Origin of the sequence: Nonomuraea sp. NPDC005730 (assembly GCF_040630865.1) — a bacterium.
Taxonomy (GTDB): Bacteria; Actinomycetota; Actinomycetes; order Streptosporangiales; family Streptosporangiaceae; genus Nonomuraea.
On the sequence record NZ_JBEXYK010000044.1, the window covers coordinates 1 to 22,032 of the forward strand.

Sequence of the window (22,032 nt, forward strand, 5' to 3'; positions counted from 1 at the left end):
GACGCTCGGCTGGGAAACCCCAGCCGAGCGTCTCACCAAGCTCCTGGCAACAGCCAGTTGATCAATCAGTGTTGCGACGACCCCTTGACTTCACCTCGCACCGGGGCGGGGCTTCTGCGTACGGACGGCTCGCGGCACATCTGGAGATTTCCGAACGAGCTGTAACAACGGGGGCGTTCGCCCCACTTCCCGGTGTCAGAAGAACGCACCAGGGACGAAGGGGCTGCGCGGTGACGGATGATTCCCACCGTTTCACCGGCATGTACGACGAATGCCGACAACGGGTGTGGGCCTACGCGGTCAGTCGTGCGGGCCGGCAGGTGGCCGACGAGGTGGTGAGCGAGACGTTCGCCATCGCGTGGCGGCGGCTGGACGACGTGCCGGAGCCGCCGCTGCCGTGGCTGCTCGGCGTGGCGCGCAACCTGCTGCGCGACGACGCCCGCTCGCAGGCGCGCAGGGACGCGCTGGCCGCCGAGCTGAGCTCGTGGACCGAGGACGGCCGCCCGGACGTGGCCGAGCAGGTGACCGAGCGCATGGGCGTGCTGCGGGCGCTGGCCGAGCTGCACGAGGACGACCGTGAGGTGCTCATGCTGGTCGCCTGGCACGGGCTGTCGCCCAAGGAGGGCGCCCGGGTCGTCGGCTGCTCGTCGGCGGCCTTCCGCGTCCGGCTGCACCGGGCCCGCAAGCGGCTCGCACGAGCCATGGAGTCCGCCGAACCGTCCCGTCCCTACGTGCGCAACCTCAGCGAGGAGTGGTCATGAACCCGATGGACGAACTCCGGGCCGCGCGGCCCGCGCACCTCGGCGACCGGCCGGTGGACGAGCGCACCAGGGCCGCCGAGCTCGCGCAGGCCATGTCCGGGCCGCGCGGGTCCCGGCGGCGGCGCACGGTCGTACGGCCGGTGTGGGGGCTCGCGGCCCTCGCGGCGGGGGCGACCGCGGTGGCCGTCGTGGTGGCGGGGAACGCGGCGCCGGCGCCCCGGAAGCAGGCTCCGCAGGCCGGGCAGAGCGCGTCCGCGACGCCGCGGAAGGTCACGCTGTCGGCCAGGGAGGTGCTGCTGGCCGCCGCAGAGAAGGCCGACCGGCAGCCCGACCGTACCGGCGACTGGTGGTACACCGTGACGGTGAGCAGGTACGCCTACCCCGCCGTCAAGGGCGGGTACCTGGTCCTGGACCAGCAGCGCAACGAGGAGTGGACGCCGCGCGCGACCGGCGGCGAGCAGTGGAGCCGCACGCGCCGGCTCGGCGCGGTGCCCGCCCGCGAGGCCGACCGGCTGGCCTGGGAGCAGGCGGGCTCGCCCGCCGGGATCGAGGTGGTCGTGCCGATGAAGAAGGTGGCCCCGCTGACCCTGCGGACCTCCCCGGAGAAGGCCACGACCTCGCACAGCCCCCTGGTGGACGGCGACAAGGTGTTCTGGCTCGGCCGCAACGTCACGATGAAGGACCTGCGCGGCCTGCCGGACGAGCCGGCGAGGCTGAAGAAGTGGCTGCTCGACTCCTACGACGGGCATTCGACCGAGTCCTCCAGCGTGGAGATGTCCTCCGACACCTGGCTGTTCACGGTCGGCGTCGGGCTGATCGTCTCCATGCCGGTGACGCCGCAGGTGCGCGGCGCCGCCTTCCGCATGCTGGCCGGGCTCGACTCGGTCAAGGTCATCGAGAACGTCACCGACGCCGAGGGCCGTACCGGCACGGCCGCGGCCATCCAGCAGAGCGACGAGCGCACCGGCGTGCGGGAGAGCCGCCTGATCTTCGACGAGGCCACCGGGCGGGCCCTGGGCACCGAGAGCGTCGTGGTCGAGCCGCGCGGCCCGCAGAAGGCCCTTGAGCCGGGCACGGTGTCGAGCTCCGAGGCCGTCCTGGAGGCCGGCTGGACGGACGCCGGTCCCAAGCGCTGAGCGCTGCGGCGGCCCGCGCCGTCAGTCGCGCAGCAGGCGCAGGCGGAAGCGGGTCCCGGCCGGCTCCGAACGCACCTGGAGCAGGTCGCAGAGCTGGCGCACCACCCACAGGCCGTGCCCGCGCAGGGCGGTCGGGGCGGGCGGCAGGTAGCCGGGCAGGACGGTCGTCAGCTTGCCCGGGTCGGTGACGTCGCACACGACGGCGTTCCCGTCGGTCCAGATCGCGAGGTCGCCGTGCCCGCCGCCGTGCTCGACGGCGTTGGCGGCGACCTCGTTGACGGTCAGCAGCAGGCGGTCGGTCAGGGCGCGGGACAGGCCGAGCCGTTCGGCGGTCGTCCGCACGTGCCGGCGCACGCGGTGCAGGTCGCCGTCGAAGCGCAGCCCGGTGGCCCCGGGCGGCGGAGGCGGCAGCGGATCGTGGTCGGAGGCGCAGCTGAAGGACTCGGGCTCGACGTAATCGGTGCTGGCACGGGGGCCGTCACCGGTCAGCAGCCCCGGATGGGTACGGCGGGCGCCGGCCACGACCCGGTCCGGCACCGCGCGCGCGTCGAAGGCGCAGACCATCCAGGCCGGCCGGACGGCGAACGCGGCGTTGACCACCGACTCGTACCGGGTCCACTCGGCCTCCTCGGCCGGGGTGCGGCCGTGCCAGACGGGCTCGCCGATCACCCTGACGCGAGGGTGGGCGTCCCGGTACGCGTCGAGGTAGCGGCCGTAGGAGGCCAGGGTGCGGCCCGGGGCGTCGTACCAGCCGCCGGCCTCGACGAACTCGACCTCGCCCGCGTCACCGCCGAGGGCCCGCGCGAGCAGGTCGATGTTGGCGGCCGTGGTGACCACGAGCACCCTCTCCCGCGCGGCCAGCCCGTCGCGGCAGAAGGGGACGGCCGCGGCCAGGAAGCCGGCGTCGGTGGAGTAGACGAGCGCCTGGTGGACCAGCGGATGCGCGTCCGGCTGGTCGGCGACGGCGATCATGTGCGCCCCGTTTCTCCCCGACGGCGAGCTGCTGCCCGGCCGCGAGCGGTTGGAGGGGTCGGGCCGTTCTCAACGGTATGTCTCCCGGGTGCGCGCATACAGGGTGTATGTCGGCACACCACGGTCACCATAGCCAATGGAGTACGGAACCGGTCCGGGCTTGCCAAGATCTCCCGGGCCGGGGCCGTACTAATTCGGTTGCAGGGGGTATGTCGTGTCTGGCCAGATAGATCGTGTTCATGAAGGCGGCCGGGAGGAGGCGACATGGCGTACAACGAGGTGAGCGGCACCAGGCATCCGCTGCGGATGTGGGCGGAGCCGGAGACGGTCGATCCGCAGGCGATGCAGCAGTTGCGGAACGTGGCCAACCTGCCCTGGGTCCATGGCGTCGCCGTCATGCCCGACGTGCACCACGGCAAGGGGGCGACGGTCGGGTCGGTCATCGCGATGAAGGACGCGGTGTCGCCGGCGGCCGTCGGGGTGGACATCGGCTGCGGGATGACCGCCGTGAAGACGTCGTTCAAGGCGTCGCAGCTTCCCGACAACCTGGCCTACCTGCGGGGGAAGCTGGAGCAGGCGGTCCCCGTCGGCTTCCAGCACCACAAGCGGCCCGTCGATCCCGGCAAGGTGCACGGGATGCGGACGGCCGGGTGGGCGGAGTTCTGGCGCGAGTTCGACGATCTGGCCCCGGCCGTCCACGCCCGCCGTGAGCGGGCCGAGGCGCAGATGGGCACGCTCGGCGGCGGCAACCACTTCCTGGAGGTGTGCGCCGACGACGAGGGCTGGGTGTGGGTGGTCCTGCACTCGGGGTCGCGCAACATCGGCAAGGAACTGGCCGAGCACCACATCGGGGTGGCCCGCGGCCTCTCCCACAACCAGGGCCTGGTGGACCGGGACCTGGCGGTGTTCCTCGGCCACACCCCGGAGATGGACGCCTACCGCCGCGACCTGTACTGGGCCCAGGACTACGCGCGCCGCAACCGGGCGCTGATGATGGGCCTGGTCTGCGACGTGCTGCGCCGCCATCTCCCCGGCATCACCTTCGACCAGCCCATCTCCTGCCACCACAACTACGTGGCCGAGGAGCGCTACGACGGGGTGGACGTGCTCGTCACCCGTAAGGGGGCGATCCGGGCGGGGAGCGGGGATCTGGGGATCATCCCGGGCTCGATGGCCACCGGCACGTACATCGTGAAGGGGCTGGGGAACCCGCGGGCGTTCAACTCGGCCTCGCACGGGGCCGGGCGGAAGATGAGCAGGACCAAGGCCAAGAAGACGTTCACGGTCAAGGACCTGGAGGAGCAGACGTTCGGGGTGGAGTGCCGCAAGGATCCCGGGGTGATCGACGAGATCCCGGGGGCGTACAAGGACCTGGAGTCGGTGATGGCCGCGCAGCGGGACCTGGTGACGGTCGTGGCGCACCTGCGGCAGCTCATCTCCATCAAGGGCTGAGGCCCGCACGGCCCTGACAGGGGCCGTGCGGGCGCGCGGTCACGCGGGACGGCTCAGGGGTGCGGGGCCGTCCCGGCGCGCTCCGAGGCGCTGCGCAGGACGCAGAACTCGTTGCCCTCGGGGTCGGCGAGCACCGCCCAGCCCGTGCCGTCCGGCTCGCGCAGGTCGGCGATCAGGGTGGCGCCCCGGCGCACCAGGCGCTGGACCTCCTCGTCGCGCGTGGAGTCGGGGCGCAGGCACAGGTGCAGCCGGTTCTTGGCCGCCTTCGGCTCCGGCACCTTGTTGAAGTGCAGGATCGGGCCCTCCTTCAGCATCACCCGCGTCTCCTCGTCACCTGGACGGTCCTCCGGGTGAACCGGACAGCCGGTCACCTCGCTCCAGAACCGGGCGAGCTCGTACGGATCCGCGCAGTCGATCGCGACGTTCTGCAATACCGACACCATGGCTGGGATCCTGCCCCAAAGCAGCGCGCATGTCGCACGAGACCCGCCCGGTCTTCGCCACCGCTGTGGCGGAGATCACGTGGCTCGCCGCGGCGCCGGGGCGGGCCGCCGCACCTGCGCGGTCGTCCTCCGGGCGAGCTGGAAGGCCGTGGATTACGGGGGAACCGAAATCGCATTTGTGTGTTGTTCGCCTGCTGTTCGCTTTCTTGATCACTCGCTGCGCGAAGCTGACGGGCGTTCAAGAGCGACAGTAAGGATGAACATGCGCACGATCACCAAGACGCTCTTCGCCGCGGGCGTGCTCGCCTGCGGTCTGGCGAGCGCCCTGCCCGCACAGGCCGCCGTCGCCGCCGTGGACCCGGCCGGCGTGTGCGGGTCCGGGTTCCGCGTCATCGACTCGCACCCGTTCAAGTCGGGCAGCACGGCGCTGGGCACGATCTACCTGTCCTACAACGCCGGCACCGGAAAGAACTGTGTGGTGACGGTCAACAAGACGCCGTACACGCGGTGGATGCGGGCGACGCTGACCGTGCAGGGCGGCGCGACCAAGACCGACGCCGGTGAGTTCAAGTCGTACGCGGGGCCGGTGATCCTGTCCGCCGTGAACACCTGCGTCAAGTGGGGCGGCGCCTGGGACGAGTCGCCGTACGTGTGGACCAGCGGCTGGAGCCACTGCGGCTGATCCGGGTCGAGGACGTCCGGGCCTCGCCCACGGGGGGCTCGGGCACCGCGGACGCCTCAGGCGCTCCAGGCGGCGGTGAGGTCGAGGCGTTCGCGCCACAACTTCTCGCCGCCCCCGCCCGGCTCCCACCGGCCGCAGAACTCCAGCAGGTCGCGGCAGCGCGCCACCATCGACGCCTGCCGCTCGGCCCAGGACGGCACCGGGCCGCCGTAGGCGTCGAAGAAGCGCGGCAGCAGGGAGGCGTGCTCGGGGTGGTGGCTGCGGACGATCCACTCGCACCAGGCGAGGTCCTCCACCGGCCGGCCCGGATGGGCCCACTCCCAGTCGAGGATCGCGGTGGTCTCGAACGTGGCGGGGTCGAACAGCAGGTTCTGGGGGCCGTAGTCGCCGTGCACGATGCCGAGGCGGTGGATGCGGGCCAGGACCCGGCCGCACTCGGCCAGCACCTCGGCGGCGCGGCCCTCGTCCAGCAGGTCCTGGCCGTGGGCACCGGCCACGAAGCGGGTGGTCAGGCTCGTGGCGGTGATCTGGTGGACGCGCGGCACCGGCAGCCGGCCGCGCAGCCGGCGCAGGTATCTGCTCTCCGTGCTCAGCCTGAAGGCGGCCTCCGGGCCCTGGTAACACTTGACGACCAGAGCGCCGTCGCCGACCGTGCTGTTGGTGTACCCGTGCTCCACAGCCAACGATTCTGACGCACCGGCCCCCGTTCCGGGCGTCGCGGCGCGCTATCGGGACCGGGCCCGATACACGATGTAAGGGCGGAACAAATAGGTGATCGGGGCCGAAAGGGCGTGCACGAGGCGGCTGAACGGGAAAAGCACGAACAACGCCATCCCGATCACGGTGTGCACCTTGTAAAGGATGCTCGCGTGCCCCATCGCGGTGGCGTCCGGGTTGAGCACGAAGACGCCGCGGAACCAGGGGGCGACCGTCGTCCGGTAGCTCACCTCGCTCGGCACGAACCCGGCCACCGTCGTCACCACCCCCGCGACGATCGCCGCGGCGAGCACCACGTACATGGTCTTGTCGTTCTTCGTCGTGGCCAGGAAGACGGGCCCGTTCGTCCGGCGGCGGTAGACCAGCAGGACCAGCGCCACCAGCGTGGCCAGCCCGGCCAGGCCGCCCCAGATCAGGGCGTTGGCGTGGTACGCCTCGTTCGACACGCCGATCGCGTCCGTCCAGGAGAGCGGGACGAGCAGGCCCGTCACGTGCCCGATGATCACGAAGATCAGGCCGTAGTGGAACACCGGGCTGGCCACGCGCAGCAGCGGGCTCTCGTAGAGCTGCGACGAGCGGGTGGTCCAGCCGAACTTGTCGTACCTGTAGCGCCAGATCAGGCCGCCGATGAAGATCACCAGGGTGACGTACGGCGCGACCACCCACAACATGCTCTCGCCCCAGCTCACCGGTACCCTCCCACGGTCTCGGCCGGCGGCCCCCCGGCGGCCAGGCGGTGCGCCGCGGCGCGCTCGGCGGCCGTGAGCGGCGGCAGGGCCGCGCACACCGCCCCGATCACCTCCGCGTACGGCGAGCCCAGCTCGGTCAGGGCCGACAGCAGCAGATCGAGCCCGATGCGGTGCTCCCTCAGCAGCGCCACCCCGGACGGGTCGAGCGCCGCGAACTCCAGCACAACCGGCAGGAAGTCGGGCAGCTCGTCGTCCATCAGCTCCCAGCCGGCCACGCGGTAACGCTGCTTGAGCGCGGCCAGGGACACGCCGCGGCGGCGGGTGTCGCCGTCGGTGTAGTAGGTCAGGTAGAGGCAGCAGCGCCGGTTCAGGTCGAACGTCTCGACGTAGTGCGCGGCCAGGTCGCCCGCTTCCATGTCCGCGATCCGCGCCAGGAACGCCGTGAAGTGCGGCTCGGCGGCCTCCCTGATCAGCGGCAGGCGGCGGTGGAAACGTTCGTCGGGATAGGCGAGCAGATGTGCGGCGGCCTGCCAGATCACGGCCTTGTTCATGATTTTCCCTTTTTCGGGGGGAAGAGCCCTGCTGGGATGCCCCGGCCGTCCCAGTTGAGGAGGTTCACCCGGTCGTGGGTGATCTCGTCGCTGGTCTGGCGGTCCTTGAGCCCGTGGAAGGACTCGACGGAGACCGGCAGCGGCTTGCCCGACGCCTCTCCGAAGGGGCCCTGCATGCCGGGGCCGCCGTAGTAGTCGAGACTGCAGCCGGCCTCCTCGACCACGCCGGGCACGTTGCCGTACGCGGTCGGGATCACGTACCGCTCGTCGTACTTGGCCAGGGCCAGCAGGCGGTACATGGCCTTGATGTCGTCCTCGGTCAGGCCGGTGTCCGGCAGGACCGGCTGCTGTCCCAGGTTGACCCCCCGCATGTACGAGCGCATCGCGGCCAGGCGGCGCAGCGCGGCCGTCACCGGCACGGGGTCGCCCGCGGTGAACAGCTCGGCCAGGTACTCCACGGGGATGCGCAGCGACTCGATGGCGGCGAACAGGTTGTCCGCGTCCTCGCCGTCGTGCCCGGTGTTCGCCAGGGCGTCCACGACGGGGGAGAGCGGCGGGACGTACCAGACCATCGGCAACGTCCGGTACTCCGGGTGCAGGGGGAGCGCTATGCGATATTTCATGATCAGGTCGTAGACGGGGGATCTGCGGGCCGCCTCGATCCATTCGGTGGGCAGCCCCGCCGCGGCCACGGCCGGGTCGTCGGGGTCGACGAAGACGCCGAGCTGGGCCTCGTACAGGTCCCGCTCGTCCGCCACCGAGGCGGCCTGGCTCACCCGGTCGGCGTCGTAGAGCAGCACCCCGAGGTAGCGCAGGCGGCCCACGCAGGTCTCCGAGCACACCGTCGGCAGCCCCACCTCGACCCGCGGATAGCAGAACGTGCACTTCTCGGCCTTGCCGGTCCGGTGGTTGAAGTACACCTTCTTGTACGGGCACCCCGTCACGCACATCCGCCAGCCCCGGCAACTGTCCTGGTCCACCAGGACGATCCCGTCCTCGGCCCGCTTGTACATGGCCCCCGACGGGCAGGAGGCCACGCAGGACGGGTTCAGGCAGTGCTCGCAGATGCGCGGCAGGTAGAACATGTACGCCTGCTCGAACTCCAGCCTGACCCGCTCCGACACCTTCCCCAGCACCGGGTCGGGGGACGGGTCGCCGCCCAGGTTGTCGTCCCAGTTCGCGCTCCAGCGGATCTTCATGGGCTCGTTGCTGATCAGCGACCTCGGCGGCGCCACCGGGACGTCGTCGGAGAGCGGGGCGCGGGTCAGGTTCTCGTAGTCGTAGGTCCAGGGCTCGTAGTAGTCCTGGATGGAGGGCATGAGCGGGTTGGCGAAGATGTTGGCCAGCTTGCGGAAGCGCCCGCCGGCGCGCAGCGTCAGCCGGCCCCTGCGGTCGAGCCTCCAGCCGCCCCGCCAGCGCTCCTGGTCCTCGTACCGGCGGGGGTAGCCCTGGCCGGGGCGGGTCTCGACGTTGTTGAACCAGACGTACTCGACGCCGGGACGGTTGGTCCAGGTCTGTTTGCAGGTGACGGAACAGGTGTGACAGCCGATGCACTTGTCCAGGTTCATCACCATGGCGATCTGAGCCATGATCTTCATCAGTAGCGCACCTCCTGCGACCTGCGGCGAATGGTGGTGACCTCGTCCCGCTGGTTGCCCGTGGGGCCGAGGTAGTTGAAGGCGTACGAGAGCTGGGCGTAGCCGCCGATCATGTGCGTGGGCTTGATCAGCACCCTGGTCAACGCGTTGTGGATGCCGCCGCGGCGGCCGGTCTCCTCCGACTTCGGCACGTCGATCAGGCGGTCCTGGGCGTGGAACATGTAGACCGTGCCCTGCGGCATGCGGTGCGACACGATGGCCCTGGCCACCACGACGCCGTTGCGGTTGACCGCCTCGATCCAGTCGTTGTCGGCGATGCCGAGCCGGGTCGCGTCCTCGGTGGACATCCAGATGGTCGGGCCGCCGCGCGACAGCGACAACATGAGCAGGTTGTCCTGGTACTCGGAGTGGATCGACCACTTGGAGTGCGGGGTCAGGTAGCGCAGGGTGGCGCTCTCGCCGAAGAGCTCGGCCATGTCCAGCGGCGGGCGGTAGACCGGCAGGGCCTCGCCGTACTCGTGCATCCAGTCGTGGTCGAGGAAGAAGTGCATGCGGCCGGTGAGCGTGTGCCAGGGCTTGCCGTTCTCGACGTTGATCGTGAACGGCGAGTAGCGGCGGTCGTGCGCCTCCTTGCCCGACCACTCCGGGCTGGCCGCGACGTGCGTGGGCCTGGCCTGGGTGTCGGCGAAGACGATGCGGTGGCCCTCGTCCATCAGGTCGTCGAAGCTGCGGCCGGTGCGCCGGGCGAGCTGGCGGAAGCCCTGGGCGGCCAGCCTGCCGTTGCTCACCCCGGACAGCGCGAGGATCGTCTCGCACGCCTTGGCGTCGGTGTCCAGCTCGGGACGGCCCTTGGCCACGCCGCGCGGCACCAGGCCGCAGCGCTGGCCGAGCCAGGCGACCTCCTCGTCCGGCATGAAGGTCACGCCCTTGACCTGGAGGCCGAGCTGCTCGGTGAGCGGGCCGAGCGCGGCCAGCTTCTCCGCGACCGCGCCGTAGTCGCGCTCGACCACCTTCAGCGTCGGCTCCGGCGCGCCGGACGCGCGCCCGCCGGGCTGCGCGGTCTCGCCCGGCGTGTCGTGCTGGTACGGGACCAGCACGACGTCCTTGCGCACCCCCAGCCGCTCCTTGGCCAGCGCGCTGAAGGCCCTGGCGATGGCGTGGAAGGCCGCGAAGTCCGTCCTGGTCTCCCAGGGCGGCGAGATGGCCGGGTTGAACGCGTGCACGAACGGGTGCATGTCCGTCGAGGACAGGTCGTACTTCTCGTACCAGGTGGCGGCGGGCAGCACGATGTCGGAGTAGACCGTCGAGGACGTCATCCGGAAGTCGAGCGTGAGCAGCAGGTCCAGCTTGCCCCTCGGCGCCTCGGCGTCGGGGTGCTCCAGGTTGGACGTGGCGCCGAGCAGGTGGTGCAGGAAGTACTCGTTGCCCTTGGCCGACGAGCCGAGCAGGTTCGACCGCCACAGGGTCAGCACCCGCGGCCAGTTGGCCGGGTCGTCGGGGTCCTCGGCGGCGTGCCGGAGCCTGCCCCGCCGCAGCTCCTCCAGCGTGTACGCCACGGGGTCTTCCTGCTCGCCCAGCTCCAGCGGGTTGCGGTCGAAGGCGGGCGACATGGGCATCCAGCCGTTGCGCACGGCCTCGGCCACCAGGTCGGCCGTGTGCCTGCCGCGGAACGCGCCGGGCCCGAGCGGCGAGGCCAGCGCCCCCGCGTCGAACCGGTCGTAACGCCACTGGTCGGTGTGCAGGTACCAGTACGGCGTGCCGGGCGCCTGCCGGGGCGGGCGCGACCAGTCGAGCGCGCCGGCCAGCACCGCCCAGCCGCTCTGCGGACGGCACTTCTCCTGGCCGACGTAATGGGCCCAGCCGCCGCCGTTGCGCCCCTGGCAGCCGGTCAGCAGCAGCAGCGACAGGAACGCCCGGTAGATGGTGTCGCCGTGGAACCACTGGGTGGCGCCCGCGCCCATGATGATCATGCATCGGCCGCGGGTGGTCTCGGCCGTCCTGGCGAACTCGCGGGTGATCTTGACCACCCGCTCGGCCGGGACGCCGGTGACCGGCTCCTGCCAGCCCGGCGTGTACGGCTCGGCCGCGTCGTCGTACCCGCCGGGCCAGACGCCCGGCAGGCCCGGCCTGGGGACGCCGTACTGGGCGAGCAGCAGGTCGAACACCGTCGTCACCAGCCGTCCGCCGACGCGGGCGACCGGCACGCCCCGGCGCAGGGCGCCCTCGCCGTCGAAGCGCGGCAGCAGGAGCTGGGCGGACTCGCCGCCGTACAGGGTGAGCTTCGGGTCGACGTCCAGGTCGAGGTTCCAGCGGCCCTCGCCGGAGTCGGTCCAGCGGAAGCCGACCGAGCCGTTCGGGACCACCGGCTCGCCGGACCCGGCCATGAGCACGGTCTTCCACTCGGCCGCCTCCTCCGTCGAGTCCAGGTCCTTGGCCGTGAGGAACTTGTCCGGCACGTACGCGTCCTCGTGCTCGCGCAGCGTGACCAGGAACGGCAGGTCGGTGCAGCGTTTGACGTAGTCGGTGAAGTAGGGCACCTGGCGGTCGACGAAGAACTCCTTCAGCAGCACGTGGCCCATGGCCATGGCCAGGGCGCCGTCCGTGCCGGGACGCACGCTCAGGAACTCGTCGGCGAACTTGGCCGCGTCGCTGTAGTCGGGCGAGACCACCACGACCTTCTGGCCCCGGTAGCGCGCCTCGGCCATCCAGTGGGCGTCCGGCGTGCGGGTGACCGGGACGTTGGAGCCCCACATCATCAGGTACGCGGCGTCCCACCAGTCGGCCGACTCCGGGACGTCGGTCTGGTCGCCGAACACCTGCGGCGAGGCCACGGGCAGGTCGGCGTACCAGTCGTAGAAGGAGAGCATCGTGCCGCCGATCAGCGACACGAACCGGGAGCCGACGGCGTGGGAGACCATCGACATCGCCGGGATGGGGGAGAACCCCGCGACCCGGTCGGGCCCGTACGCCTGGATGGTGTGCACGTGCGCCGCGGCGATCATCTCGACGGCCAGGTCCCAGGTCACCCGGACGAGCCCGCCCCGGCCGCGCGCGCCCTGGTAACCGGCCCGCTTCTCCGGATCGGTGGTGACCTCGGCCCAGGCGGCCACCGGGTCGCCCAGCCGCTCCCGCGCCTCCAGGTAGAGCTGGACCAGCACGCCCCGCGCGTACGGGTAGCGGATCCGGGTCGGCGAGTAGGTGTACCAGGAGAAGGCCGCGCCGCGCGGGCAGCCGCGCGGCTCGTACTCCGGCCGGTCGGGGCCCACGCCCGGGTAGTCGGTCTCCTGCGTCTCCCAGGTGATGATGCCGTCCTTGACGAACACCTTCCACGAGCACGAGCCCGTGCAGTTCACGCCGTGCGTCGAGCGCACCACCTTGTCGTGGCTCCACCGGTCGCGGTAGAAGGCGTCGCCTTCCGTGCCGCCTTTCAGGTAGAGAGTCCGCAGGTCACCACTGGTGGCCGATCTGCGGAGGAACCGACCGGTCTTCAGCAGGAGATCCTCGGCGCTCATACCCCCACTTCATCACAGAAGGTGACCCTCTGTTACACAGGGTGTATGTCTGCGCTTCGTAAAGGTCAGGTGCGGAACCTGGCGCTGGCCACGGCGGCCTTCGCCGTGACGTTCTGGGCCTGGAACCTCATCGGTCCCCTGTCGGGCAGTTACAGCAGGCAACTGCACCTGTCCGCGACACAGACCTCGCTGCTGGTCGCGATCCCGGTGCTGGTCGGCTCGCTCGGCCGCATCCCGGTGGGCGTGCTGGCCGACCGGCTCGGCGGGCGGCGCATGTTCGCGGTCATCTGCTTCGTGTCGATCGTGCCCGTCCTGTTCGTGGGCTGGTCCGAGTCGTACGGGTGGCTGCTGTTCTGGGGCTTCCTCCTGGGCATCCCCGGCACGTCGTTCGCCATCGGCATCCCGTTCGTCAACGCCTGGTACGAGCCCGCCCGCAGAGGGTTCGCCACCGGCGTGTTCGGCGCCGGCATGGGCGGGACCGCCCTGTCGGCGTTCTTCACCCCCCGCCTGGTGGAGGACTTCGGCCGGTTCCCGACCCACCTGCTCATGGCCGCGGTGCTCGCCCTGATGGGCCTGATCATGATCGGCGGCAGCCGCGACTCGCCCGCCTGGTCGCCCGCCACCGCCCCGGCCCTGCCCAGGATGCGCGAGGCCACCAAGCTCAGGGCCACCTGGCAGTGCGCCTTCCTGTACGCCGTCACCTTCGGCGGCTTCGTGGCGTTCTCGACGTACCTGCCGACCCTGCTCCAGAACGTCTACCACTTCGCCCAGACGGGCGCCGGGCTGCGGGCGGCCGGGTTCTCGATCGCCGCCGTCGCCGCCCGGCCGATCGGCGGCACGTTGTCCGACCGGGTCGGGCCGGTCAGGGTGCTGCTCATCTCGCTGGCCGGGACGGTCGTGATGGCGGTCGCGCTGTCGTTCCGGCCGCCCGCCGAGGTGCCCGCCGGGGCGTGCTTCGTGCTCATCGCCTTCTTCCTCGGGCTCGGCACGGGCGGCGTCTTCGCCCTGGTGGCCAAGCTCGTCGAGGCGTCGAAGGTGGGGACGGTGACGGGGCTCGTGGGCGCGGCCGGCGGGCTCGGCGGGTACTTCCCGCCGCTGGTGATGGGGGCCGTCTACGGCGCGTCCGGGTCGTACACCGTGGGCTACCTGCTGCTCGCGCTGACCGCTCTGGTCACTTTGCTCTACACCGTGCGCACGTTCCGGCACGTGCCCGATCGTTAGCCAGGCGAAAAACCGTTTGCCGGGCCGGTCGATGGCTTGTCAACCTTGTCAGGCTATGCGCTCCCTTCCTGAGGCCGATCCCGGCCTGCCCGACATCCGCAGCCCGCTCCGCTACCTGTGGTGGAACGCGCGGCGCCAGGGGCGTGCCCTGCTCGCCGGCATCGGCTTCGCCACCCTGTGGTGGCTGGTGCAGGCGCTCGTGCCCGCGGTGCTCGGCAAGGGCATCGACGCGGTCACCGCCAAGGACACCCGGGCGCTGCTGACCTGGGCGTCGATCCTGCTCGGGCTGGGGCTGCTGCAGTCCTTCACCGGGATCATGCGGCACCGGATGGCGGTGTTCAACTGGTTGTCGGCGGCCTACCGCACCGTCCAGGTGACCGCGCGGCAGGCCGCCAGGCTCGGGGCGACGCTGCCCAAGAAGGTCTCGACCGGCGAGGTCGTCAGCGTCGGCAACTCCGACATCGCCCACATCGGCAGCTCCATGGACATCCTGCTGCGCGGCACCGGGTCCGTCGTGGCCATCGTCGCGGTCACCGTGATCCTGCTGACGACCTCGGTCCCGCTCGGGCTGCTCGTGCTGTTCGGCGTGCCGCTCATGGCGGTCGCCGTCTCGCCGCTGCTCAAGCCGCTGCACCGGCGGCAGAAGCGGCAGCGCGAGCTGACCGGCGACCTGTCCACCAGGGCCGCCGACATCGTGGCCGGCCTGCGGGTGCTCCGCGGCATCGGCGGCGAGCAGGTGTTCGCCGGCCGCTACGGCGAGGAGTCCCAGCGCGTGCGCCACGCCGGAGTGGGCGTGGCCCGGGTCGAGTCGCTGCTCGAAGGCGCCCAGATCCTGCTGCCCGGCCTGCTCATCGCGGCCGTCACCGGCATCGGCGCCACGTTCGCGGTCGGCGGCGAGATCAGCACCGGCGACCTCGTCGCGCTCTACGGCTACGCCGCCTTCCTCATCGGCCCGCTGCGCACCTTGACCGAGGCCGCTGACAAGCTCACCAAGGGCCATGTCGCGGCCCGCCGCGTCATCCGCATCCTGGCGATCGAGCCCGAGGTCGCCGGCGGCACCGAGACCAGCGGCGGCGGCGTGCTGCGCGACTCCTACAGCGGCGTCACCCTCCAGCCGGGCATGCTCACCGCCGTCGCGGCCGACGCCCCCGAGGAGGCCGCCGCCATCGCCGACCGGCTCGGCCGGTACGCGCCGGGCGACGTCACCTTCGGCGCCGTCGAGCTGGCCACGCTGCCCATGGCCGAGATCCGCGCGCGCATCCTGGTCGCCGGCAACGACGCCCGCCTGTTCACCGGCAGGCTCAGGAACGAGCTCGACGTCCGCGACGCGGCCACCGACGAGGACGTGCGCGAGGCCCTGCACGCCGCCTGCGCCGAGGACATCGTCGAGGCGCTGCCGGACGGCCTCGACGCCGAGGTGTCCGAGGCCGGGCGCGAGTTCTCCGGCGGCCAGCAGCAGCGGCTGCGCCTGGCGCGGGCCCTGGTCGCCGACCCCGAGGTGCTCATCCTGGTCGAGCCCACCAGCGCCGTCGACGCCCACAGCGAGGCCCGCATCGCCGAGCGGCTGGCCAAGGCGCGCGCGGGCCGCACCACCATGATCTGCACGACCAGCCCGCTGGTGCTCGACCGGGCCGACCACGTGCTCTACGTGGCCGACGGCCGGGTGCTGGCCGAGGGGACACACCGGCACCTGCTGGACGCGTCCCCCGAATACGCCGCGACCGTGACCCGAGGGGAGGGCTGACCGTGGCCCGCGAGATCCTGCCGGTCGCCGACCGGAAACAGGTGCGCGCCTACGCGCGCAGGCTGACGCTGAAGTACCCGCGGCAGCTCACCGTCGCCCTGGCCCTGCACGGCCTGGCCGCCGTCGCCGGGCTCGTCGTGCCGTGGCAGCTCGGCAGCCTGGTCCAGACCGTCCAGGACGGCGGCGAGGTCGACGGGCTGCTCGTGGCCGTCGTCATCGGCGCGTTCCTGTTCCTCCAGGGCCTGCTGGTCCGCTTCGCCGTGCTGGCCTCGGCCAGGCTGGGCGAGAAGGTGCTGGCCGAGCTGCGCGAGGAGTTCGTCGACCGGGTGCTCGGCCTGCCGCTGTCCACGGTCGAGCGGGCGGGCGCCGGCGACCTGATCACCCGTACCTCCCGTGACGTCGACTCGTTGTCCAGGACCGTCCGGCACGCCGTGCCCGAGACGCTCATCGCGCTGGTCACGTTCGTGATCACCATGGGCGCTCTGGTGCTGGTCAGCCCGCTGCTCATGCTGCCGATGCTGGTCGCCGGCCCGCTGATCTGGTTCGCGACCCGCTGGTACCTCAAGCGGGCGCGCGACGGCTACCTGCGCGAGAACGCCGCGTACGCCGACATGACCGAGGGCCTGGCCGAGACCGTCGAGGGCGCGCGGGCCGTGGAGGCGCTCGGCCTCCAGGAACGCCGGCGCGAGCGCACCGACGGCGACATCCGCCGCTCCTACGCCGCCGAGCGCTACACCCTGGGCCTGCGGACGATCTGGTTCCCCGCGGTCGAGCTCGGCTACGTGATCCCGGTGGTCTCCACGCTCCTGGTCGGCGGCCTGTTCTACACCAACGACTGGGTGACGGTCCAGCAGGTCACCGCCGCCCTGGTCTACGCCCAGCAGCTCATCGACCCGCTCGACCGGTTCCTCATGTGGATCGACGAGCTCCAGGTGGGCGGCGCGGCCATGGCCCGGCTGCTCGGCGTGGCCAACGTGCCCGACGACCGCGAGCCCTCCGCCGCCCGCCCGGCCGGCGAGCTGCTGCGGGCCGACGACGTCAGATACGCCTACCGCGAGGGCCGCGACGTGCTGCACGGCGTGTCGCTGACCGTCGAGCCGGGCGAGCGGCTGGCCATGGTCGGCCCGTCGGGGGCCGGCAAGTCCACGCTCGGGCGGCTGCTGGCCGGCATCCACGGGCCGCGTACCGGCGAGGTCAGCGTGGGCGGCGTGCCGCTGGTCGACCTGCCGCTCGACGACCTGCGCGGGCACGTCGCGCTGGTCACCCAGGAGCACCACGTCTTCAAGGGCACCGTCCGCGACAACCTGCTGATCGCCCGCCCCGGCGCGGACGACGCGGCGGTGCGCGCGGCGCTGGCCGCGGTCGACGCGCTCGACTGGGTGGAGACGCTGCCCGAGGGGCTGGAGACCGAGGTCGGGTCCGGCGGCACGGCCGTGCCGCCCGCGCAGGCCCAGCAGCTCGCGCTGGCGCGGCTGGTCCTCGCCGACCCGCACACGCTGGTGCTCGACGAGGCGACCTCGCTGATCGACCCGCGAGCCGCGCGCCACCTGGAACGCTCGCTGGCCGCCGTCCTGGAGGGCCGTACGGTGATCGCCATCGCCCACCGGCTCTACACCGCGCACGACGCCGACCGGGTGGCCGTCGTGGAGGGCGGCCGGATCACCGAGCTGGGCCCGCACGAGGAGCTGGTCGCCGAGGGCGGCTCGTACGCGGCCCTGTGGGCGAGCTGGCACGGCACCCCAGCCACCACTCCCTAGGCCACGGTCGGCTCCGCGCGGTCCAGGTCGGAGCCCGCCGGCCACTCCGGGTGGCGCACCTGCACGGGGAGTGCAGGGCGTCGCCGAAGGCCGGCAGCCGCTGTCCGCCCGAGGTGATCGTGTAGTCCAGCAGGTCGCCGCCGCGCAGCGACCGGAAAGCGCGGGCCGGCGGGGCGCATGGGGTGCGAGCCGTCCAACGCCACGTTCGTCATCGACCGGCTGGAGCGGCAGGGGGTGGTGGAGCGCCGCCCCATCCGGGCGACCGGCGGGCCAAGCTGCTCGTGCTCACCCAGGAGGGCGCCGGCCTGCGGGAGCGCCTGCTGGGGCTGCTGACCGAGGGCTCGCCGCTGGCCGCGCTCACGCCCGACGAGCAGTCCGTGCTCCAGGGGCCGCTGGAGCGGGCGGCGGCGCGGTAGCGTCCGGCGGGGGTTGCGATGATCGTCCGGCGCTGTCAGCATCGTCGGAGTGAGCACCTGGCAGCGCGCATGGGAAGGCGTGCTCGCACTCCTCGCCCTGCTGGGCCTGGCGCTCGTCCTGGCCACTACGGTGAGTGACCGCCTGCACGACATCCTCGCCCACGCCGGGCAGCTCGGCCTGATCGTCATGGGGTTCGGCCTGTCGCTGCGCACCGGCACGCCAAATCTCGCCGTGGGCGCGGTCGCCGCCGCGAGCGGCGCCTTCGTGGCGTTCACGGCGGGCGCCGGGGTGCCGTTGCCGCTGGCGATGCTGCTCGCGCTCGTGCTCGCCGGGCTCGTGGGGGCCGCCATGAGCGTGTTCACGATGTTGCTGTCGGCCCCGGCCTGGGCCGTCACGCTCGGGGCCGCCGTCGTGTGCGAGGCCCTGGCCGTCGCGCTGCTCGGCGACGGGGCGATCCCGCTGGCGACCGCCGCGCTCTATCCCGGCCCGCTGGGGTTCGCCGTGTTCGCGGTCGTCTCGATCGCCGGCGGCCTGCTGTGGAACCGGCAGGAGGTGCGCCAGGAGCTGGGCGCCGGATGGCCCGGCGCGGTGCTCGGGCTCGCCGGGTCGAGCATGCTCGCCGCCGCGGGCGGCATCGCGCTGCTCCTGCGCCTCGGCGCGGCGCCCCCGGGCGACCAGGGGCTCTACAGCACCGTGTTCGCGCTCGCCGCCGTCCTCCTGGGAGGCACCAGCCCGTACGGCGAGCGCGCCGGCGTGGCGGGCACCGTGCTCGGCGTGCTGATCCTGGCCGTGGCGCAGGGCCTGCTCGCCTACCTCGGCGCCCCCCTGTGGGTGTTCCTGGTGGTCATGGGGCTGGTCGTGCTGATCGGCCTGGGGGCGTCGAGGCTGCTCGACGCCCTGCGGACCGCCTAGCCCAGCGCCTTCTTCAGGAAGTCGACCTGGAGCAGGAGCAGGTTCTCGGCCACGACCTCCTGGGGCGTCATGTGCGTCACGCCCGACAGCGGCAGCACGCTGTGCTGGCGGCCGGCCGCGAGCAGCGCCGAGGACAGGCGCAGCGTGTGGGCGGCCACCACGTTGTCGTCGGCCAGGCCGTGCACCAGGAGCAGCGGGCGTTCGAGCTTGGGCGCGTCGGCGAACAGCGAGGAGTTGTCGTAGACCTCGGGTTGCTCGTCGGGGTGGCCCAGGTAGCGCTCGGTGTAGCAGGTGTCGTACAGCCGCCAGTCGGTCACCGGCGCGCCGGCCACCGCCGCGTGGAAGACGTCGGGACGCCGCAGCACGGCGAGCGCGGCCAGGAAGCCGCCGAACGACCAGCCGCGGATGGCCACCCTCGACAGGTCGAGATCGTCGGGGTACTGCTCGGCCACGCCCTGGAGGGCGTCGATCTGGTCCTCCAGCGCCGGGGTCGCCAGGTCGCCCAGCACCGCCCGCTCGAACGCGGGACCGCGGCCCGGCGTGCCGCGGCCGTCGGCCACGATCACGGCGAAGCCCTGCTCGGCGAACCACTGGCTCTCCAGGAACGCGCCGCGCCGGTTGAGCACCCGCTGGGCGTGCGGGCCGCCGTACGGGTCCATCAGGACCGGCAGCCGGCCCGAGCCCTGCTCGTACCAGGACGGCAGCACCACGGCCGTGGCCAGCTCCCGGCGGCCCGAGCGCCCCAGCGACACCCGCAGGTCGAGCCCGGGACGCTCGGCGTACGACGGGATCGGGACCGCCATGCCGTCGCGCCGCACCACCGTGGTCGAGACGCCCTCGGCGTCGAGACTCTGCTCCGACAACACACCGACGCCGCCGGACATCCGCCCCGAGAACACCCCGGACCGGGTCGAGACCGGCAGCAGCGAGTGGCCGTCCCAGGTCCACAGGTGGATGTCGGTCGGGTCGCCGCCGCTGGCGCTGAACAGCACGCTGTCGTGGTCGACGTCGAGCACCGACCGGACCTGCAGGGTGGGCGGCGTGACCGCGCGGTCGCCGACGAACAGCCGGTGGCCGCCCTCCGACGTGGCCACCCAGACCAGCGAGCCGTCGTCGAGGTGCGCCGGCACGCCGGTCACGATGTCGACCCAGGCCGGGTCGGTGTCCTCGCGGACCAGCGTGGACGCGCCGGTCGCCGGATCGACGGAGAACAGCCGCAGCGTCTTCTGGTCGCGCGTCATCGTCACGATCGACAGCGCGTGGTCGTCCCAGGCGGCCGTCGTGAGGTACTCCTCCTCGAACGGCACCGCCACCCGCGACCCGTCGAGCCCGAGCACGAACAGCTCGGTACGGGCGTTGGGCGTGCCGGCCGCCGGATAGCGCTGGGCCACGGCCGGACGGGAGGGGTTGGCCGGGTCGGCGATGTACCAGGTGTCGACCGGCTCCTCGTCGGCCCGCTCGACCAGCAGCGCGTCGCCCGACGGCGACCACCAGTGGCCGCGCATCCGGTCCATCTCCTCGGCGGCGATGAACTCGGCCAGGCCGTAGGTGACGGTCGGCGACTCCGGCGTGGCGAGCACCTCGCCGCGCCCCGAGTCGAGGTCCTGGACGTGCAGGGCGCCGCCGGTGACGTAGGCGACCTGCCGCCCGTCGGGGGACAGCCGGGGGTCGATGACCGCGCCCGTCGTCTCCAGCCTGCGGGTCTCGCCGCTCGCCAGCTCGACGACGTAGAGCCCGCCGGACAGGGCGAAGGCCGCCCTGGTCAGCGCGGCGTCGGCGCCGTAGGCCACCACGCCGCCGGCCGCCTCACGGCTGCGCTCGCGCCGCGCCCGCTCCTCCGGGGGCAGGTCCTCGTCGTCGGCGTGGAGGGTGCGGGGATCGACCACCAGGCGTTCGACGTGGGTTTCGGTGTCGAGCTCCCACAGGCAGGTGACCGGGTCGGTGCCGGACCTCGTCCGCAGGAAGACCACTCGTCCGCCGTCGGGGGAGATCGTGAACCCCCTGGGCACTCCCAGGGTGAACCGGCGGGTCCTTGCCGACAGTCGCGGGAAGCTCTCACTCATGGGCTCAATCCTGCCAGTATCCAGCCATTGTTACGCTCATGACTATGACTGATCGCCGCCTCCTGCTCGTGCACGCCCATCCGGACGACGAGTCGATCGGCACCGGCGCGACCATGGCCAAATACGTCGCGGAAGGCGCCCATGTCACGCTGGTGACCTGCACGCTGGGGGAGGAGGGGGAGGTCATCCCCGCCGACCTCGCCCACCTGGCGGCCGACCGCGACGACCTGCTCGGGCCGTACCGGATCGGGGAGCTGGCGGCGGCCTGCCAGGCGCTCGGCGTCGAGGACCACCGCTTCCTCGGCTCACCCGGACGCTGGCGCGACTCCGGCATGATGGGCGTCGCCACCAACGACCGGCCCAACGCCTTCTGGCAGGCCGACCTCGACGAGGCGGCCGGCGAGCTGGTCAAGGTCATCCGCGAGGTGCGCCCGCAGGTGCTGGTGACCTACGACGCCAACGGCTTCTACGGCCATCCCGACCACATCCAGGCCCACCGGGTGGCCCGCCGCGCCTTCGAGCTGGCCGCCAAGCCCGACTACGTCCCGGGCGGCCGGCCCGCCCCGCGCCAGGACGAGCCGTGGCAGATCGCGAACTTCTACCACACGGCCGTGCCCAGGTCCGTCATGCGGCGCACGGCCGAGGCGCTGCACGACTCCGGCACCGGCTTCCTCGTCGAGGACGTCGACGACATCCCCTTCGGCAGCCCTGACGAGGACATCACCACCGAGATCGACGCCCGCCCCTGGGTCGGCAACAAGCGGGAGGCCATGCGCGCCCACGCCACCCAGATCACCGTCGACGGCCCGTGGTACGCCCTGTCCAACAACATCGGTCAGGAGGTGCTCGGCGTGGAGCACTTCGTCCTGGCCATCGGCGTGCCCGGCCGGCCGGTGCCCGGGCCGCCGGTCGACGCCGGTGGGCTCGGCGAGCCGCACAACCGCGAGAACGATCTCTTCGCGGGCATCCACTAACCTCGTTCCCCATGGAACATCGCAGCCAGGCGGAGTCGGCGCTGGGCGGGGCGGCGTACGGCATGCTGTTCGTGCTGGGTGTCGTGCTCGGCGTCGTGGGCGGGTTCACGCACGCGCTCGACCAGCAGGGCGCCGTGCCGTGGGTGGCGATCGGGTGGGTGCTCGCGCTGTTCCTCCTCCCGCTGGGCGCGGCCAGGCTCATGCGGACGAAGCTGGCGGCGTTCGCGGTCGGGCTCGGCTGGCTGCTGGTGACGATGCCGTTCACGCTCGAACTCAATGCCGGGGATCTGGTGATCTCTCAGGGTGCGGCGGGGTACGTCTACCTGTATGGCGGATTGCTGGCCCTTGTGGTGGCGTTCATGTTCTCGCCCTCATCCGGTGGGGGTTCGTGGTTGTTGCGGGGATACCCACCTCCAAAGAATCCGACGTAG

The 22,032-nt window shown here is 72.2% G+C and carries 19 protein-coding genes; 11 read left to right on the plus strand and 8 right to left on the minus strand.

What is annotated here, in order from left to right; genetic code table 11:
- Positions 1–230: 230 nt before the first annotated feature.
- Together ABZ444_RS35205 and ABZ444_RS35210 are read left to right on the plus strand one after the other, a co-directional pair.
- Complete coding sequence (locus ABZ444_RS35205; RefSeq protein ID WP_352324151.1) at positions 231–761, plus strand: RNA polymerase sigma factor; 531 nt, start codon at positions 231–233, stop codon at positions 759–761.
- On the plus strand, positions 758–1,897 hold the full coding sequence (locus tag ABZ444_RS35210) for a CU044_5270 family protein (RefSeq protein ID WP_358006661.1): 1,140 nt from the start codon (positions 758–760) through the stop codon (positions 1,895–1,897). Before ABZ444_RS35205 ends, ABZ444_RS35210 begins: the two co-directional genes overlap by 4 nt.
- A 21-nt stretch (positions 1,898–1,918) precedes the next feature.
- Here the strand turns inward: ABZ444_RS35210 and ABZ444_RS35215 are convergent, their stop codons facing one another.
- Positions 1,919–2,869, minus strand: a complete 951-nt coding sequence (locus ABZ444_RS35215; RefSeq protein ID WP_358006664.1) for a sensor histidine kinase — start codon at positions 2,867–2,869, stop codon at positions 1,919–1,921.
- Positions 2,870–3,133: 264 nt separating this feature from the next.
- Between ABZ444_RS35215 and ABZ444_RS35220 the strand changes: the two genes are divergently transcribed.
- Positions 3,134–4,321, plus strand: coding sequence for an RtcB family protein (locus tag ABZ444_RS35220; protein WP_358006667.1), 1,188 nt, complete (start codon positions 3,134–3,136; stop codon positions 4,319–4,321).
- 53 nt (positions 4,322–4,374) lie between these two features.
- On the opposite strand, the gene ABZ444_RS35225 is transcribed toward ABZ444_RS35220, so the two are convergent.
- Positions 4,375–4,764 (minus strand): VOC family protein, encoded by a 390-nt coding sequence (locus ABZ444_RS35225; protein WP_358006670.1) that lies wholly within the window; start codon positions 4,762–4,764, stop codon positions 4,375–4,377.
- Between the two features lie 262 nt (positions 4,765–5,026).
- Here ABZ444_RS35225 and ABZ444_RS35230 point away from each other — a divergent pair, with 262 nt between their 5' ends.
- The gene (locus ABZ444_RS35230) at positions 5,027–5,446 is read left to right on the plus strand and encodes a spore-associated protein A (protein ID WP_358006673.1); all 420 of its coding nucleotides are present in this window, start codon (positions 5,027–5,029) and stop codon (positions 5,444–5,446) included.
- Between the two features lie 56 nt (positions 5,447–5,502).
- Here ABZ444_RS35230 and ABZ444_RS35235 read toward each other — a convergent pair whose 3' ends face one another.
- The 5 genes from ABZ444_RS35235 to ABZ444_RS35255 are packed head-to-tail and all read right to left on the minus strand — an operon-like array spanning position 5,503 to position 12,513.
- Positions 5,503–6,123, minus strand: a complete 621-nt coding sequence (locus tag ABZ444_RS35235; RefSeq protein ID WP_357974448.1) for a phosphotransferase — start codon at positions 6,121–6,123, stop codon at positions 5,503–5,505.
- Between the two features lie 48 nt (positions 6,124–6,171).
- Positions 6,172–6,852, minus strand: coding sequence for a respiratory nitrate reductase subunit gamma (gene narI / locus ABZ444_RS35240; protein ID WP_358006676.1), 681 nt, complete (start codon positions 6,850–6,852; stop codon positions 6,172–6,174).
- Complete coding sequence (gene narJ, locus ABZ444_RS35245) at positions 6,849–7,403, minus strand: nitrate reductase molybdenum cofactor assembly chaperone (protein WP_358006679.1); 555 nt, start codon at positions 7,401–7,403, stop codon at positions 6,849–6,851. Before narJ ends, narI begins: the two co-directional genes overlap by 4 nt.
- Positions 7,400–9,001, minus strand: coding sequence for a nitrate reductase subunit beta (gene narH / locus ABZ444_RS35250; RefSeq protein WP_358006682.1), 1,602 nt, complete (start codon positions 8,999–9,001; stop codon positions 7,400–7,402). The genes narJ and narH overlap by 4 nt, the downstream gene beginning before the upstream one ends.
- Positions 9,001–12,513 carry a nitrate reductase subunit alpha gene (locus ABZ444_RS35255; protein WP_358006684.1) on the minus strand — a complete coding sequence of 1,171 codons (3,513 nt, stop codon included), beginning with the start codon at positions 12,511–12,513 and terminating at the stop codon, positions 9,001–9,003. The genes narH and ABZ444_RS35255 overlap by 1 nt, the downstream gene beginning before the upstream one ends.
- A 45-nt stretch (positions 12,514–12,558) precedes the next feature.
- On the opposite strand from ABZ444_RS35255, the gene ABZ444_RS35260 reads away from it, so the two are divergent.
- The 5 genes from ABZ444_RS35260 to ABZ444_RS35280 all read left to right on the plus strand — a co-directional run bounded on the left by ABZ444_RS35260 (position 12,559) and on the right by ABZ444_RS35280 (position 18,564).
- A complete protein-coding gene (locus ABZ444_RS35260) occupies positions 12,559–13,734 on the plus strand; it encodes an MFS transporter (RefSeq protein WP_358006686.1) in 1,176 nt (391 codons plus the stop codon).
- 55 nt (positions 13,735–13,789) lie between these two features.
- Positions 13,790–15,478 carry an ABC transporter ATP-binding protein gene (locus ABZ444_RS35265; RefSeq protein WP_358006687.1) on the plus strand — a complete coding sequence of 563 codons (1,689 nt, stop codon included), beginning with the start codon at positions 13,790–13,792 and terminating at the stop codon, positions 15,476–15,478.
- Between the two features lie 2 nt (positions 15,479–15,480).
- Positions 15,481–17,235: an ABC transporter ATP-binding protein gene (locus tag ABZ444_RS35270; RefSeq protein ID WP_358006689.1), complete on the plus strand. Its 1,755-nt coding sequence runs from the start codon at positions 15,481–15,483 to the stop codon at positions 17,233–17,235.
- Between the two features lie 281 nt (positions 17,236–17,516).
- Positions 17,517–17,651, plus strand: coding sequence for a hypothetical protein (locus ABZ444_RS35275; RefSeq protein ID WP_358006691.1), 135 nt, complete (start codon positions 17,517–17,519; stop codon positions 17,649–17,651).
- Between the two features lie 49 nt (positions 17,652–17,700).
- Complete coding sequence (locus tag ABZ444_RS35280; RefSeq protein ID WP_358006694.1) at positions 17,701–18,564, plus strand: hypothetical protein; 864 nt, start codon at positions 17,701–17,703, stop codon at positions 18,562–18,564.
- Here ABZ444_RS35280 and ABZ444_RS35285 read toward each other — a convergent pair.
- On the minus strand, positions 18,561–20,627 hold the full coding sequence (locus tag ABZ444_RS35285; RefSeq protein WP_358006697.1) for a prolyl oligopeptidase family serine peptidase: 2,067 nt from the start codon (positions 20,625–20,627) through the stop codon (positions 18,561–18,563). The two genes, ABZ444_RS35280 and ABZ444_RS35285, sit on opposite strands and share 4 nt — an antisense overlap.
- 44 nt (positions 20,628–20,671) lie before the next feature.
- Between ABZ444_RS35285 and mshB the strand changes: the two genes are divergently transcribed.
- Entirely contained in the window at positions 20,672–21,601 is a 930-nt protein-coding gene (gene mshB, locus ABZ444_RS35290; protein WP_358006700.1) for an N-acetyl-1-D-myo-inositol-2-amino-2-deoxy-alpha-D-glucopyranoside deacetylase, read from the plus strand.
- A gap of 11 nt (positions 21,602–21,612) precedes the next feature.
- Positions 21,613–22,032: a DUF6113 family protein gene (locus tag ABZ444_RS35295; protein ID WP_358006703.1), complete on the plus strand. Its 420-nt coding sequence runs from the start codon at positions 21,613–21,615 to the stop codon at positions 22,030–22,032.